Here is a 14,657-nt window from a genome sequence, read left to right as displayed (position 1 = left end):
CGCGGCCCGTCCCGCAGCACAGTGGAGGTATGAGCGCGCACGCTCTCGATCACGACCACGACCACGATCAGGACCTCGACCACCTCGCCGCCCTGGCGCGGGCCGCCCTGGTGCGCGAGATCGACCGGAGTGGGGCCTGGGCCGCCGACCCGGTGTGGCGGGCGGCGTTCGAGGAGGTCCCGCGCCACCTCTTCGTGCCGTACTACTACGTCGGTGCCGTGGGCGGCTTCGAGCGGGTGTGGGGCGAGGACCCCGACCCGCGCAGCCGGGAGCACTGGGTGCGCGGCGCCTACGCGGACGCTCCGCTGGCCACCCGGGTGCGCGACGGCGAGTTGGTCTCCTCCAGCAGCCAGCCGTCGCTGATGGCGATGATGCTGACCGCGCTGGAGGTACGGGAGGGGGACGCCGTCCTCGAGATCGGCGCCGGCACCGGCTACAACGCGGCGCTGCTCGCCCACCGGCTCGGCGACCGCCTGGTGACCACGGTCGACCTCGACCCGGAGATCACCGAGTCCGCGCGCCGGCATCTGGCCACCGCCGGGTACCACCCGACCGTCGTCACCGGGGACGGCGCCCGCGGGGTCCCCGAGCGCGCCCCCTTCGACCGGATCATCGCGACCTGCACGCTGACCTCGATCCCGCGGCCGTGGCTCGCCCAGTGCCGTCCCGGCGCCCGCATCCTGGCGCCGCTGGCCACCGGCCTGATCGCGCTGCGCGTCCGGGACGCCGAACACGCCGAGGGGCGCTTCCTGCACACGCCGGCCTACTTCGTGCCCCTGCGCGGCGCGAGCCGACCCGAGGAGGCGGAGCCGCAGGACCTGCGCGAGCTGCCGCGTCGGGCCCGCGGCGACGAGCTGTTCCGGTTCCTGCTGACCCTGGCAGGGAGCGGCCTCGACCCGTACGAGGCGTACGAGCTGTGGGAGCGCGAGAACCGGCCCGTGCGCGAGCGGTACGGGGTCACGGTCGACGGCGCGGACGCCTGGGCGTGGCTGGACGACCCCGAGGGGCCGTACGCCTGGCCGCTGCCGTGACTCCTGCTGTGGCTTCTGCGGTGCTTCCCGCCGTGATTCCCGCCGGGACTCCTGTCGCGGCCTTGGCCGTCAGCCTCGCCTGATGGTGATCGTCGTCCAGGCGCCGACGTGCACCCGGTCGCCGTCCTGGAGCGGGACCGGCACGAAGGGCTGGATGGGCTCCTCGCCGCCGTTGACCGTGGTGCCGTTGGTCGAGTTCTGGTCGACGACCGCCCAGCTGCCGTCCGGCTGCTGGACCAGGACCGCGTGCTGGTGCGAGACGCCCGGGTCCTCCGGGGGCACCGAGAGGTCGATGTCGGGGGTGTCGCCGGTGGAGTGCCGACGGCGGCCGATCGTCATCTGGTTGCCGGTGAGCGGGCGCTGCTGCTCCGGCGAGTACGCGGGCAGGTTCAGGCCCGCGGCCTCGGGGCCGGAGCGCTGCATCATCGCCATGAAGTACTCGCGGTCGGGACCGATCGTCGCGCTCCAGGACAGCGGCTGGCGCTGCTGCTGGTAGTCGGGACCGGGGCCGGGCGGGGCCTGCGTCGCGCCGGGCTGCGGATAGCCGTAGCCGCCGCCCTGCCCCATACCGGGACCACCGGGACCGCCGGGACCACCGGGGCGTCCGCCGGGACCACCCGGTCCGCCGGGCGAATTGCCCGACGGCGGGGAGATCACCCAGTCGTCGTCACCGCCGCCGAAGGACGGGCCCCCGGACTGCGGACCGCCGGGCCCGGGCGGGCCCTGCTGCGGGAACGTGGGAGCGGCCGGCTGCTGGGTGAAGGCCTGCGGGGCGCCGGGGCCACCGGGACCGCCGGGCATGGGCCCGGGCGGCGGCGGAACCGGACGGGACGGGTCCGCACCGAAGCCGCCGGGACCAGGACCAGGACCGCCGAAGCCACCGGGACCACCGGGACCACCGGGACCGCCCGGGCCGGAAGGACCACCCTGCCGGGACGGGTCGCCGCGGAAGCCCGACGGATCCTGCCCGTAGGGCGGAATCGGTTCCGCGGGGCGGTTCATCTGCGAGGGCCGCGAGCTCTGGTAGTCGAACGGGTCGTGACCGGGACCGGTCGCGGGGCCGGGACCACCCGGCTGCCCCTGCCCCTGCGGAGGCTGCTGGAAGCGCAGCGCCGGATTGGGCATCCCGGGCGCGGGCGACTGCGGACGCGGCGCCGCCGGGGTGTACGAGGTCGCCGTGTTCGTCAGGAAGTTCCACCGGCACTCCTCGCAGAACGGCGCACCGCCCTCACGGGGCGTACGGCACTGCGGGCAGAGCTCCGGCTCCTGATTGGGCACGGCGGACAGGTGCGGGCGCCCACCGGGGGCGCCGGGTCCACCCGGGCCCCCGGGACCGGACGGCGGGGGCGAGCCGGGCGGCGGATAGCCGTAACCGGCGGCGGGCGGCGGCGGTGGAGGGGGCGGAGGCACGGCACCGGCCATGCGGTGACCGCAGACCTCGCACCAGTCGTCGGAACCCGACTGGTGTCCGTTCGGGCAGGTCGGCATGTCGGCGCTTCCCCCTCTCCTTTTCCGGCCGTTATGACCGGGTTTCTCCAGTTCCCAGCGGGAACCGGGCTCGCTACTTCTTTACACGAACAGTCTTTGTGGACCGTGTCTCAAGGGTCATTTCGTCAGCCTCTTCGACCCTTGCCTTCAATCGCACAGTACCTGCCGCGGCGTCGACCACGTCCACCACCTTCGCAAGCAGTTTCGCAGTATCGGCGTTGCCCGACGCACTCGCGAGCTGAACGGCCCGGCCCAGCTTGGCCGTTGCTCCGTCGACATCTCCCGATTTGCGCAGATCCAGACCCTGTTGGATGACTTGCGCCAGTTCCGCCTGACCTGTGTAGTGCGCGACCTGGGCGTTGATTCTCGTCGAGGCCACCATGTCGTCGGTCCACACCGCCTTGACGAGCCCCTGGGCGCCGAGGTTGTGCACGCCGCCGTCGCCCTGCGGGACGACGAGCGAGACCCGGGCCGCCAGCATCTCCTGGCCCACTCCGGCCGAGGGGACCTCGACACACACGTGGTAGTCGCGGGACTCGTCGCCCCAGGACCCGGTGGGGTAGTCGCCGGCGCGCGGGCCCGCCTCGGTGCGACGGCCGGTCAGCTCCTCGACCGTGGGGGCCACTTGCTTGACGAACTTGATCTCGGTGCCGACCGGCGTCCACAGGCGCAGCGCGACGTCCGCGACCTCCTTGCCCATCGCCGTCTCCATCATCTGTGTGAAGTCGGCGGACAGGGCGGCCGGGTCCGCGACGATGTCGGCGGTGCCGAGCAGGGCCGAGGCGATCCCGGTGACCTCCTTGACCTCCCAGTCCGTACCCACTCCACGCGCGTCACAGGTGAAACGTCCGGCACAGGAGTCGAGGGCGGCCTTGAGGTCCTGCGGCGACTCGTGTTCGTTGCGGCCGTCGGTGAGCAGGATGCCGTGCCGAATCGACACGTCGGCCGAGGACAGCAGCCGGTCGGCGAGGCGCAGCCAGGTGCCGATCGCCGTACCGCCGCCCGCGCTCAGCCTGCGCAGCGCCTCCTTGGCCTGGCCGCGGGTCGCCGCGTCGGCCACCGCGAGGCGCCCATTGCCGGGGTAGACCTCCTTGGCGATGTGCGTGCCGCCGATCACCGCGAAGTGCACGCCGTCGCGCAGGGTGTCGATCGCGGCGGCCGTGGCCTCGCGGGCGTTGCGCATCTTGGTCGGCGGGTAGTCCATCGAGCCGGAACAGTCGACCATGATCGCCACGGCGGCGTCCGGGCCCCGGCCCGCCGCGTACAGGTGGGGCGCGCCGACCGCGCTCCCGACGGTGCCGCCGCCGGTGGCGCTCACCGTGACGATCGCGTTGACCTCGCGGCCGCCCTCGGGCAGGTACTCGTTCTGGTACACGTCGACCGAGAACTGCGGCACGTTCGACTTCGAGAAATTGGCCATGCCTTCTTCGTCCCCCTCAAGACCTCCGTCGGTTGGCGGAGGCGATGACTGTATGCGGACCGGTCCCCTCCGGTCCGAGGCCGTCCCCGTGGGCACGGATTGCGCCTTTTCGCGGCCTCAGGCCGATCCTGCCCCCTGCGGCGGGGCCGGGAACGGCACGACGGCCACTGTTACGTTGTCGTGGCCCCCGCCGTCCAGGGCGTGACCCACCAGGACCTGGGCGCTGTGCAGGGGCCTTTCGGCGGCGTCCAGCGGCACGACCTCGGCCATCTCCTCGGCCGCCTCCGCGTAGTTCCACAGTCCGTCGGTGCACACCACCACCACACCCGGCCGGTCCGGCTTGAAGGAAGCGGTGTGCGGCTCCAGTTCGTAGGCGTCCGCGCCGAGCCAGCCCGTGATGGCGTGGGCGCGCTCGTCGGCGTACGCCTGCGCCTCGCTCATCAGGCCCGCGGCGACCATCTGCGCGGCCCAGGAGTCGTCCTCGGTGAGCCGGGCGGGGGGCGAACTGCGGTCGACGGGGACCCAGTAGGCGCGGCTGTCGCCGACCCAGCCGACGATCAGCAGGGCGGGGGTGACGACGGCGCCGACGAGGGTGCAGGCGGGCGCGTTCTGGTGCGGAGCGTGTTCCTCGTGCGCGGGGGGCGCCTCGGCCAGCGAGTTGACGGCCTCGGCGGCCGCGAGGATCGCCTCGTGCATGGCCTGCTGCGGGTGGGTGCCGAGCGGCAGCGCCGCCAACAGCGCCTCGCCCGCCGCCCGGGACGCGGCGAGCGAGGCCTCGTCGGGGCGGGTCGCCGAGGAGACCCCGTCGCAGACGATCGCGACGACCGCGGGGGAGCCGTCCGGCAGCGCGGTCGAGGAGATCGCGAACGCGTCCTCGTTGCGGTGGTGGCGCAGGCCCCGGTCACTGACCGCGGCCACCGCACCCAATTCCTGCTCCATGTGGTCCCGTTCGCGCGGCTGGGCGTGCCCGCAGTTCTCGCAGTAGCCGTCGCTGTCCACATGGCCGGAGCGGCAGGCGACGCACAGTTTGGTGCCCGCGGGGGGCGTGACGGGTGTGCCGAGGTCCGCGGTCCGCGGATCGACGACGGACCCGGCGGGGGCTCCGGCCGGCGGGGCGAGCGGGTACTCGTCGGGCTCCGGGGGCCGGTCGAACCGTACGCCCGAAGGCTGCTCACCCGAGGGCTGTACGCCCGAGGGATGGTCGCCCGGATGCTGGGCCGCCGCGGACTCCGTGTCCGGGTGGGGGAGTTCGGAGCCGCCCGAGTCCGTGCCCCGGATGTCGGTCGCCCGGTGCACCGGCGCGGGCGTGTCGGAGCTCGCGGGCTCCGGCGCGAGCGGCCAGTCCAGGGACGCGGCGGCCTCGGAGGGGCGTGTCGACGAGCCGTTCATGGCGATCGTGGGGTGGTCCTGGGGCGGTGCGGGCACCGCCGACAGGTCGTACCCGCACGCACCGCAGAAACGGTCACCCGCCTCCAGGGGCTCCTCGCAACTGGGGCACCGCGAAAGGGCCGTCGGCTGGGGCATCTGGGACATCAATCACACCCACGTCCGGGGGCGGTAACGGTTGGCACGTTCCACCAGGTCGATCCTCTCCTCGCCGCCCCGCGCGAGGCGGGCCAGCGTGCGGTACGAACGCTCCAGTGCGAAACGCAGACCGCGCTCGTCCACCTCACTGCCGAGCAGCACCGGTCCGCCGCCGGAGTGCGGGGCGGAACTCCGGCTACCGGAGAGTACCCAGTCCAGGGCGCAGCCCAGGACCTCCGTCGACAACTGCTCGCGTCGCACCGCGTCCAGACCGTATCCGTCCAGAGCCTCGACCTGTCCGGCCGCCGCTGTCAGATCGTCCAGGAACGCAGCTGCCGCCGCCTCCTCGGCCAGCCGCTGCCGCAGCCGCGCCCGCACCGCCGCGACCCGCGCCGCCGTGTAGTGGATCGACGACTCCGGGACGGACTCCAGTGTGCGTACGGAGCCGCGGCGGTCGCCCGCCGCGAGCTGCACGCGGGCCAGGCCGAACGCCGAGCTGACATAGCTGGGGTCGGTCGTCCACACCAGGCGGTAGTACTCACCCGCGTTGTCCAGCTGCCCGAGCACCTCCGCGCACAGGCCGAGGGCCAGCTTCGGCGCGGGCTCGCCCGGGAAGGCGTCGTAGATCGCGTCGAAGGACAGCGCCGCGGTCTCGTGCTCCCCGGTCGCCAGGGCCGCGACGCCCCGGTACCAGACCACCCGCCAGTCGTCGGGGTGGTCCGCCTCCAGCGCCTCCAGTCCCCGGCTCGCACTGGCCAGCTCGCCCATCTCCAGCCGGGCCCGCAGCTCGCGCAGGCGCAGCTCCAGGGAGCCGATGGGCGCCGCGTGCAGCGCGGTGATCAGCTCCGCGGGAGCCGAGGCCATCAGGCCCGCGAGGAAACCGGCGTTGGGGTCCCCCGGGTCGACCCGGGGGACCGGCAGCGCGAGCGCGGTCGCCGCGGCGTTCAGCGGCTTGACCAGAGCGGCCGGGGCCGGAGCGGGCGCCAGGGGGAGCGGCGGGGTGCCGTTCACCCCCGTTCCGTTGCTGCCGGGGGGCGGCGCGGGCGCTCGCCTTCTCCCCCGCAGGGGCACCGCGCGTGCCCCCAGCCGTGACACGTCCCCGTCCAGCTTGCCGAACAACTCCGTGTCCGTGACCTTCAGTTCCGGCCCGAACAGGGTGGACAGGGCCGGGCGCGCCCGCCCCGTCTGGAGGGACACGACCTCCCTGAGCACACCCGTCAGCTGCTCCGCCATCTCCTGCGCGGACGCGAACCGGCGCGCCGGATCGGGGTCGGTGGCGCGCACCAGGAGCCGGTAGAAGGACTCGTACGTCCGGAAGACCTCGATGTTGTCCGGGTCCGGCAGGGAGTCCACGAAGACGTTCGTGTACCCCTGGAAGTCGAAGGTCAGCACGGCCAGGGTGCGGGCGACCGTGTAGAGGTCACTCGCCACCGAGGGACCGACCTCGGCCACCTCCGGCGCCTGGTAGCCCACCGTGCCGTAGATGGCCGACTCGTCGTCGTCCATCCTGCGCACCGCGCCCATGTCGATCAGCTTGAGCTGGTCCTCGGTCTGGATCGCGTTGTCGACCTTGAAGTCGCAGTAGAGCAGATTGCGGCTGTGCAGATGACCGAGCGCCTCCAGTGCCTCGATGCCGTACGCGCAGGCCTGCTCCACCGGCAGCGGATCGCGCTTGCCGTCCGCCGTCCGACGGTCGTTGGCGATCTCCTTCAGCGACTTGCCGCCGACGTACTCCATGACGATGTACCCGTCCAGCGAGCCCGTCCGCTGGTCCAGGTGCTCCACGAAGTTGTAGATCCGCACGATGTTGGCGTGCTCGATCTCCGCGAGGAAGCGCCGCTCGGAGATCGCCGCCGCCATCGCGTCCTGGTCGCCGGTGTCGAGCAGGCCCTTGAGGACCACCCAGCGGTCGGAGACGGCGCGGTCGACGGCGAGGTAGACCCAGCCGAGCCCGCCGTGCGCGAGACAGCCCACCACCTCGTACTGGCCGTGCACGATGTCGCCCGTGTGCAGCTTCGGCACGAACGAGTACGGGTGACCGCACTTGGTGCAGAACCCCTCGGTGCGCCCCACCCGCTCACCGCGCGAACGGCCCACCGGCGCCCCGCAGTCGGAGCGCGAGCAGAACCGCTTCCGCTCGGGCACCTCCGGGTTCTCCTGCACCATCGCGCGGGGGTCGGGCCGCGGCACGTCCGGCACCTGCACCAGCCCGACGCCGAGCCGTCCGCGGCCACTGGAGGCGGCGGTCGAGCCCGAGCTGCGCACCGACACCGAGCGGCTGCTCGCGTTGCCGGACAGCGAGCGCGACAGACGTCCGGAGACCGAGCGCCGCGACTGGGAGGAGCGCGAGGACGTACGGGAACTGGAACTGCGGGAACTCGCCCGCGAACTGCTGCCGGAGCCGCGCGAGCCCTTGCCGCCCGCGGTGAGTCCGGTCGGGGGCGAGCCCACCATGCCGTTCGCCGAGACGACGGGTGCCAGACCGCACGTGTCGCAGTACAGCTCGCCGCCGCCCACGTCCTCGTACGACCCCGGGCAACCGGGCCGCTGGCACTTCTGCTGCTCACTCACACTGCATCACCTTCAACGCTCACGCGTGTGGCCCCCTACGGTCGGTGGGCCCGCCCTGTTCGGGCACCCGCGGGCTGAGCAGATCGACGGCGGCCCGCTGATAGCGCAGCACCGCGTCCTCCGCCACCCGCAGATCGCAGGGCGCGCTCCACAGCATGCGTCGGGCCGCGTCGTAGCGCTCGATGAGGAACGGGTCCTCCGCGAGGCCGTGCCGGGCCACCTTCGCCTTGTACGCGTCGAGGCGGCCGCGCAGCTCCGCGCGGACCGCGAGCGGCGCGGTGACCGCGGTCAACGACTCGCGGGCGCGCAGCAGCTCGTCCTCGGCCTTCTCCTCCAGCGCCTCCAGGAGGGGCGACAGACGGTGCCACTGGGCGTGTCTGCGGTACTCCGCGGCCGTCGCCAACTGCTCCTGCAGCACCGTCGGCGGTCCGCTGACGGCCGGCACCTCGGACGCGGCGATCTTCGCCAGTACCTCACCGCGGGCGCTCCTCGCCTCCGCGAGCGTGCGGTCGGCGCGACTGAGCACGTCCCGCAGTCGCACGAGACGGGCCTCCGCGTCCTGGCGGACGGTGAGCACCGCGTCGATCTCCCGGCGCACGTCCTCCAGGGCGCGCGCCTCGCGGTCGTACGTCGTCGTGTCGGGACGTCCGCCGCCGGGCGCCGAACTGCCCTTCGTGGGCACCCAGAAGGCCAGCGGGTCGGAGACGACCTGCTGACGCAGGGTGCTCAGCGTCCGGGTGATCCGCTCCAGGTCGTCGCCCGCCGGGTGCTCACCGGGGCGTACGCCCACGGAGTGCGCGAGCTGGCGGGTGCGCTGGAGCTCCGCGGCCAGTAAATCGATCCGGGCGGGCAGCGCGGACCAGACGGCGTCCGCCGCGACGACCATGTCGAGCGAGGACGCGTACAGCTCGTTCATCCGCTGCACCAGCGCCACCAGGGAGAAACGCTCGCTGAGCTTCCCGGTGCCGGAGAGCGTCGGCGCGTTCGCCGCGGCGGTCGTCGAACCGGCGACCGTGATGCCCGCGCCGCGCAGCAGTTCGGTCAGCTCGACCAGGTCCTCACGGCTCGACCAGCGTCGCCGGGAACGGATGTCGCGGGCGGAGCGCAGCGCGTCCGTGTACGCGTCGAAGTACGCCCACAGCAGCGTGATCGACGCGTCCGCGGTCGACCAGCGCTCCTTGGTCGTGCCCGTGAGCTCGGCGCCTTCGAGGAGTCTGCGGCCCGCGTGGTCCTGCAGGGCGAGGAGCGAGGTCTCGATGGCCTCGTGCTCCGCGCCGAGCCGCGCCAGCGCACGGTCCACCTCGTCCCGGTCCATCACCGGCTCGGGGGGTCCCGTGACGCCCATCGATCACCTCTCGCTCTCGGTCGTGCCCGTTGCTTGCGTTCCCGTCGGCCGCGTCGTCCGCGCCGCCGTTACCCGGTTTCCGTTACTTGTAGTGCGCCGTGGGCGGAGTCGCCGACGGGGAGTCCGCCTTCAGGGTCGCGGACAGCCACTTGGTGTACGAGGCCTGCCAGCCGCCGCTCTTGCGGTAGTCCACGAGTACCTGGTTGACCCGGCGTACCAGATCGTCGGCGCCCAACTTCATCGCCACGCCGTAGTAGTCCTCGGTGAAGGTCTTGCCCTTCAGCTCGACCGTCGGGTCCTGCGCCGCCTGGCTGGCGGCGAGCGCGCCGTCGGTCACCACGGCGTCGACCTGACCGAGCTGCAGCCGCACCAGGCAGTCGAGTTGGTTGGGCACGGTGGTGGTGATGTCCGCGGAGGAGGCGAGCGCGCCCGCCTTCTTGTCGGCCGACAGCTTGTCGTACGCCGTCGAGCCCGCCGCCGAGCAGATCCGCTTGCCCGCCAGCGTCTTGTCGTACCCCTTGATGTCCGAGGTCTTGGGGGCCAGGACCTGCTGCCCGGTCAGGAAGTAGGGGGCCGAGAAGGCCACGTCCTTGAGGCGGGAGCAGGTGATCGTCATGGTGCGCACCACCATGTCGACCTGACCGGACTTGATCGCGGGGATGCGCTGGTTGGTGGGGATGGCGTGGAAACGGACGGCGTTCGGGTCGCCGAGGATCTCCCTCGCGATCTCGTGCGCGAGATCGATGTCGAAGCCCTCCAGGTCGCTGCTCTTCGCCGTGTTGTTCGGATCGCGGTAGCCCCAGCGGTAGCTGTTCTGGTCGACGCCCACCGACAGATAGCCGCGCTGCTTGATGGCCGTGATCGTCTTGCCGCTGTCGTCGGAGGACGGGGAGGGGCTCTGGTTCTGCGGGTCGGTGCACGTGTCGGCCCTGGCCTGGATGCCCTGGCCCACGCCCTGGCCGCCGGTGCCCGTGCTGCCGTCCCCGCGGGCGCTGCTCAGCGGCAGCAACAGGGCGAAGACCGCGGTGACGACCAGGGCGAGGGCCATCGCACCCACGCCGCCCCAGCCCTTCAGGCTCGCCCTCAGACGTCGTGCGGTCATCGCCATGCCCCCTTTCACCACTCCCCCTCTCACCGGTACTCCGAAAGCCTGCGTCCGATGCCCAGCAGGGCACCCGCCGCGGCCAGCGCCGCGAGGACGCCCGCGCCCGCGGGGAGCCCGCTCATCGCGTCCCGGCCGTTGCCCGCCGCCTGCTTGAACTCAGTCTCCTCGTGCGTCAGCGCCGCCGCGAGGTTGGTGTCCACGCCGTCGAAGCACTCACCGGTCGGCTTGTCGGCCGCCGAACCGATCACCTTGTTCAAAGCGCCCTGGTAGTCGCCCGAGTCGTCGGCCGTGCGGGCCTCCTGGTGGCGGGACTTCCAGACCTTCATGTTGGCCGTCGCGGCCTCGACGGGCTTCTTGCCCGCCGTGTCGTCGGCGAGGCCCTCGGCCAGCGCCAGGCCCTTGGTGAGGGTCTTCATGTCCTGCTGGAAGTCGTAGTCGTAGAGGTCCATGACCTCCGTCGCGGACACCTGCTTGGTCTCCGCGCCCCGGCTGACCAGTGTCAGGTTCTCGTTGCCGCGCGCCTTCAGGGAGGCGATCCGGGCGTCGTGCAGCACGTTCAGCGAGCGGACCCCGTGCTCGTACGAGGAGTTCAGCCCGGCCCGGGCCACGCTGTGCCCGACCACCAGCCAGAGCAGCACCACCGCGGAGGCGGCCGTGGCGGCGACCAGTCCCTGGTTCAACACCCGGTTCGTACGCCGGTAATGGCGGCGCTGGGCCCAGAAGAGCCCGCCGAGCGCGAGGACGCCGAGACCGATCGCGGCCCACGGGTAGGGCTTCGCGTCGGCGTAGTCGGCGCTCAGCCGGGCGTTCTCCCGCTTGTAGAGGTCCTCGGCCGCGGGGAGCATCTGCTGCTGCATCTTCTCGTTCGCGTACCGCAGGTAGGCGCCGCCGAGCGGATAGCCCTGCCGGTTGTTGGCGCGGGCCCGCTCGATCAGGCCCTTGTACTCCGGCAGCAGCTTGTTGAGCTTGGCGATCGTGTCCGTGGACGGGGATCCCGGATCGGAGTTGGCGGCGGCGGTGATGAGCCCCTGCGCGGCCGTCCGGATGTCCTTCTCGTACCGGTCGCGGGTGTCCGCGCTCTCCTGGCCGCCCGCGAGGAAGCCGCTGGAGGCCGCGGTGTTGGCGTCCGCGAGCGAACGGTAGATGTCCGCGGCGCCGGCGCTCAGCGGCTGGCTGCTGTGCAGCACGTCGTCCGCCGCGCTCGAACGTTCGGTCATCTGCCAGGCGGTGACCGTGCCGAACGCGATGACCAGGAGGGCGAGGACGGCGCCGATGAGGCGCAGCCGGCCCGGTTCCGTCGTCGCCGCGGCGCGCAGGCGGTCCACCCCCTCCGCCCAGGCGGTGCGGCGTGCGGGGGCGGTGTCGGGCGTGGCGGGTCTGCCCGGTGGCGAGGCGGGCCCGGACCGCGGCGCCGTCGCTGTCGCGCCGTACCGGGCCGCTGTCGCGCCGGACTGCGGCGGGACGGCCGGCATCGTGGGCGTGGCCGGCTGCCCCGGTGGCGCCGTGCCCTTCGGCGGCTGTGTCACTTGACCTCCCCCATGGTCATCCGTCGGTCACCTCCCCCGCGTACGCGGGAGCACGAAAAGAGGTGCACGGCCGCAAGTATCGCCGCCGGGACTGACATCCGCACAGGCCTTGACTCGATCTTGTTCGGATTGCAGCCCATCCTTCGTACAGCGGTGGCCCGTTCGGACGGCAGCGCGACCGCGGCGCTCCGCGCTACCCCCCTGACCATGAATACGCGGCCGGTGTGTGTTCGGTTCCCTTTCGAATGCGCCGGTACGCGGGGTATGTGCGAGGGGTGGTCTTTTCGGGTGCGGGCCGGTGGGGGCCGGTCGCGCGGTTCCCCGCGCCCCTGCATGCCTGGGGTCGTCCGGCGTTCGAGGACGAGGGCCCTCAACCCCCCTCGTAGAAGGCCCGTACGCGGGTGTGGACCTCGGTGGGGGCGTGGACGTGGTCCAGGCCCAGGAGGGCGGCGCCCAGCACGGGGCGGGACGAGATCACCTGGGGGACCGCCTTGGGGGCCTGGGCCGACAGGAGTTCGCGGATCCGGTCGTCGAGTTGGGGATGGCGGGCGGCAAGGACACCACCCCCAAGGAGGACGGGGGTCTCCTCGGTGAGGAGGTCGAGGCGGGTCAGAGCGACCGTGGCCATCGCGACGACCTCGTCCGCGAGCCGGTCCACGAGAGCGCGAGCGACCTCGTCACCCTCCGCCGCCGTCGCGAACAGCACCGGGGTCAGTTCATGCCGGCGGTCGTGCTCGATGTGCTCCAGGTGCAGCGCCTCGATCAGGGCGTACATGGAGGACAGGCCGAAGTGGGCCGGAAGGGTGTGGGCCAGGGCCGTGGGCCCGCCCCGGCCGTCCTCCGCGCGGGCCGCGTACCACAGGGCCTCCTCCGCCAGGCCCCAACCACCGCCCCAGTCACCGGAGATCCGGCCGAGCGCCGGGAAACGGGCGGTGCGGCCGTCGGGACGCATGCCGACGCAGTTGATACCCGCGCCGCACACGACGGCGACCCCACGCGGCTCCGCTATCCCGGCGCGCAGGATCGCGAACGTGTCGTTGCGCACCTCCACGCTCGTGCCCCACGCGCGCGCGTGCAGCGCGGCCGCCAACTGCTCCTCCTCCACGGGAAGATCGGCGTTGGCCAGACAGGCCGAGACATGGGCCACGGAGTCGACGCCCGCCTCGGCGAAGGCGCGGGCGACGGCCTCGCCCACGGTGTCCACGGCCGTGGCGACCCCGACCACCGGCGGCCGGAATCCCCCGCCGCGCGCGGCCCCGACCACCCGCCCGTCCACGGACACGACCGCGACGTCGGTCTTGCTGTTCCCCGCGTCGATGGCCAGGACCATGCCCGCGGGGTCGGATCCGGCGGCCGTCCCGGCGCCGGGTCCGGATGACGTCATGCCCACGCGAGGTGCTCCCGGTTGTGCGCGATCAGTTGGTCGGTCAGGGCGTCGGCGTACTCGTACTGGCCGATGAGGGGGTGGGCGAGGAGGGTCCGGAAGACCCGGTCGCGGCCGCCGCGCAGAGCGGCTTCCAGGGCCAGGTCCTCGTAGGACGTCACGGCCGCCATCAGCCCCGCGTACAGGGGGTCGACCGGCCGGACCGGCAGTGGTGTCGGGCCGTGCGGACCGACGGCCGCCTGCACCTCGATCACCGCGTCGTCCGGGAGGAAGGGCAAGGTGCCCTTGTTGTAGGTGTTGACCACCTGATAGGGGCTGCCGCCCCCGCCGAGCAGCGCGGCGGCGAGGTCGACGGCCGCCTCGGAGTAGTACGCGCCGCCCCGCTTCGCGAGCAGCTCAGGCTTCTCGTCGAGCGCCGGATCGCCGTACATCTTCAGCAACTCCCGCTCCATCGCCGCGACCTCCGCCGCCCGTGACGGCTTCGTCCGCAGCTCTCGTACGACCTCGTCGTGCGCGTAGAAGTAGCGCAGGTAGTAGGAGGGGACCACGCCCAGGCGGTCCACGAGGGTGCGCGGCAGGCGCAGGTCGTCGGCGATCGTGTCGCCGTGTTCGGCCAGCAGCTTCGGCAGGACGTTCTCGCCCTCGGGGCCGCCGAGGCGCACCCCGGTCTCCCAGCTGAGGTGGTTGAGACCCACGTGGTCCAGATGGACGTCCACGGGGGCGACCCCGAGCATCCCGGCGAACTTCCGCTGGAAGCCGATCGCCACGTTGCACAGCCCGACCGTCCTGTGGCCCGCCTGGAGCAGCGCGCGCGTCACGATCCCGACCGGGTTGGTGAAGTCGATGATCCAGGCGGCGGGGTTGGCACGGCGGACGCGCTCCGCGATGTCCAGTACCACCGGCACCGTGCGCAGCGCCTTCGCCAGACCGCCCGCGCCCGTCGTCTCCTGGCCGATGCAGCCGCACTCCAGCGGCCAGGTCTCGTCCTGCTCGCGGGCCGCCTGCCCGCCGACGCGCAGCTGGAGCAGGACCGCGTCGGCGCCTTCGACGCCCTTGTCCAGGTCGGAGGTCGTGACGATCCGGCCGGGGTGCTCCTGCTTGGCGAAGATGCGGCGTGCCAGGCCGCCCACCAGCTCCAGGCGGTCGGCGGCCGGGTCGACGAGGACCAGTTCCTCGACCGGCAGGGTGTCCCGCAACCGGGCGAAGCCGTCGATGAGTTCGGGCGTGTAGGTCGACCCTCCGCCGACCACGGTGAGTTTCATG

General features: G+C 72.7%; 10 protein-coding genes. 1 reads left to right on the top strand and 9 read right to left on the bottom strand.

Going from position 1 to position 14,657, the window contains the following annotated elements:
• The first annotated feature begins 29 nt into the window (after nt 1–29).
• On the top strand, nt 30–1,031 hold the full coding sequence (locus FNV62_RS19960; protein WP_143601664.1) for a methyltransferase domain-containing protein: 1,002 nt from the start codon (nt 30–32) through the stop codon (nt 1,029–1,031).
• A gap of 69 nt (nt 1,032–1,100) precedes the next feature.
• On the opposite strand, the gene FNV62_RS19955 is transcribed toward FNV62_RS19960, so the two are convergent.
• From FNV62_RS19955 to FNV62_RS19915, 9 genes are all read right to left on the bottom strand, one after another.
• The gene (locus FNV62_RS19955) at nt 1,101–2,519 is read right to left on the bottom strand and encodes an FHA domain-containing protein (RefSeq protein ID WP_144315473.1); all 1,419 of its coding nucleotides are present in this window, start codon (nt 2,517–2,519) and stop codon (nt 1,101–1,103) included.
• A gap of 73 nt (nt 2,520–2,592) precedes the next feature.
• Nucleotides 2,593–3,939 (bottom strand): vWA domain-containing protein, encoded by a 1,347-nt coding sequence (locus FNV62_RS19950; RefSeq protein WP_097284767.1) that lies wholly within the window; start codon nt 3,937–3,939, stop codon nt 2,593–2,595.
• Nucleotides 3,940–4,056: 117 nt separating this feature from the next.
• Nucleotides 4,057–5,475, bottom strand: a complete 1,419-nt coding sequence (locus FNV62_RS19945) for a PP2C family serine/threonine-protein phosphatase (protein ID WP_144315472.1) — start codon at nt 5,473–5,475, stop codon at nt 4,057–4,059.
• Complete coding sequence (locus tag FNV62_RS19940) at nt 5,476–8,034, bottom strand: serine/threonine-protein kinase (RefSeq protein WP_144315471.1); 2,559 nt, start codon at nt 8,032–8,034, stop codon at nt 5,476–5,478.
• A gap of 19 nt (nt 8,035–8,053) precedes the next feature.
• Nucleotides 8,054–9,379, bottom strand: coding sequence for a hypothetical protein (locus FNV62_RS19935; RefSeq protein ID WP_054231786.1), 1,326 nt, complete (start codon nt 9,377–9,379; stop codon nt 8,054–8,056).
• A gap of 82 nt (nt 9,380–9,461) precedes the next feature.
• Complete coding sequence (locus tag FNV62_RS19930; protein ID WP_097288968.1) at nt 9,462–10,481, bottom strand: glutamate ABC transporter substrate-binding protein; 1,020 nt, start codon at nt 10,479–10,481, stop codon at nt 9,462–9,464.
• A 29-nt stretch (nt 10,482–10,510) separates the two neighbouring features.
• The gene (locus tag FNV62_RS19925; protein WP_381993927.1) at nt 10,511–11,956 is read right to left on the bottom strand and encodes a hypothetical protein; all 1,446 of its coding nucleotides are present in this window, start codon (nt 11,954–11,956) and stop codon (nt 10,511–10,513) included.
• Between the two features lie 424 nt (nt 11,957–12,380).
• Complete coding sequence (locus FNV62_RS19920; protein WP_225900308.1) at nt 12,381–13,394, bottom strand: N-acetylglucosamine kinase; 1,014 nt, start codon at nt 13,392–13,394, stop codon at nt 12,381–12,383.
• A complete protein-coding gene (locus tag FNV62_RS19915; RefSeq protein ID WP_144315470.1) occupies nt 13,391–14,656 on the bottom strand; it encodes a 6-phospho-beta-glucosidase in 1,266 nt (421 codons plus the stop codon). The genes FNV62_RS19920 and FNV62_RS19915 overlap by 4 nt, the downstream gene beginning before the upstream one ends.
• Between the last annotated feature and the right edge of the window lies 1 nt (nt 14,657).

It is taken from the genome of Streptomyces sp. RLB3-17, assembly GCF_007113425.2.
In the GTDB taxonomy this organism is placed as follows: Bacteria; Actinomycetota; Actinomycetes; order Streptomycetales; family Streptomycetaceae; genus Streptomyces; species Streptomyces mirabilis_D.
Note: the sequence above shows the minus strand (reverse complement) of the source record. Positions and strands in the feature narration are given on the sequence as shown.

Excerpts from the sequence above, each read along its gene's own strand:
- FNV62_RS19960 (WP_143601664.1), top strand. The coding sequence starts at position 30 with ATGAGCGCGCACGCTCTCGATCACGACCACGACCACGATCAGGACCTC.
- FNV62_RS19955 (WP_144315473.1), bottom strand. The coding sequence starts at position 2,519 with ATGCCGACCTGCCCGAACGGACACCAGTCGGGTTCCGACGACTGGTGC.
- FNV62_RS19950 (WP_097284767.1), bottom strand. The coding sequence starts at position 3,939 with ATGGCCAATTTCTCGAAGTCGAACGTGCCGCAGTTCTCGGTCGACGTG.
- FNV62_RS19935 (WP_054231786.1), bottom strand. The coding sequence starts at position 9,379 with ATGGGCGTCACGGGACCCCCCGAGCCGGTGATGGACCGGGACGAGGTG.
- FNV62_RS19930 (WP_097288968.1), bottom strand. The coding sequence starts at position 10,481 with ATGACCGCACGACGTCTGAGGGCGAGCCTGAAGGGCTGGGGCGGCGTG.
- FNV62_RS19925 (WP_381993927.1), bottom strand. The coding sequence starts at position 11,956 with ATGCCGGCCGTCCCGCCGCAGTCCGGCGCGACAGCGGCCCGGTACGGC.
- FNV62_RS19920 (WP_225900308.1), bottom strand. The coding sequence starts at position 13,394 with ATGACGTCATCCGGACCCGGCGCCGGGACGGCCGCCGGATCCGACCCC.
- FNV62_RS19915 (WP_144315470.1), bottom strand. The coding sequence starts at position 14,656 with ATGAAACTCACCGTGGTCGGCGGAGGGTCGACCTACACGCCCGAACTC.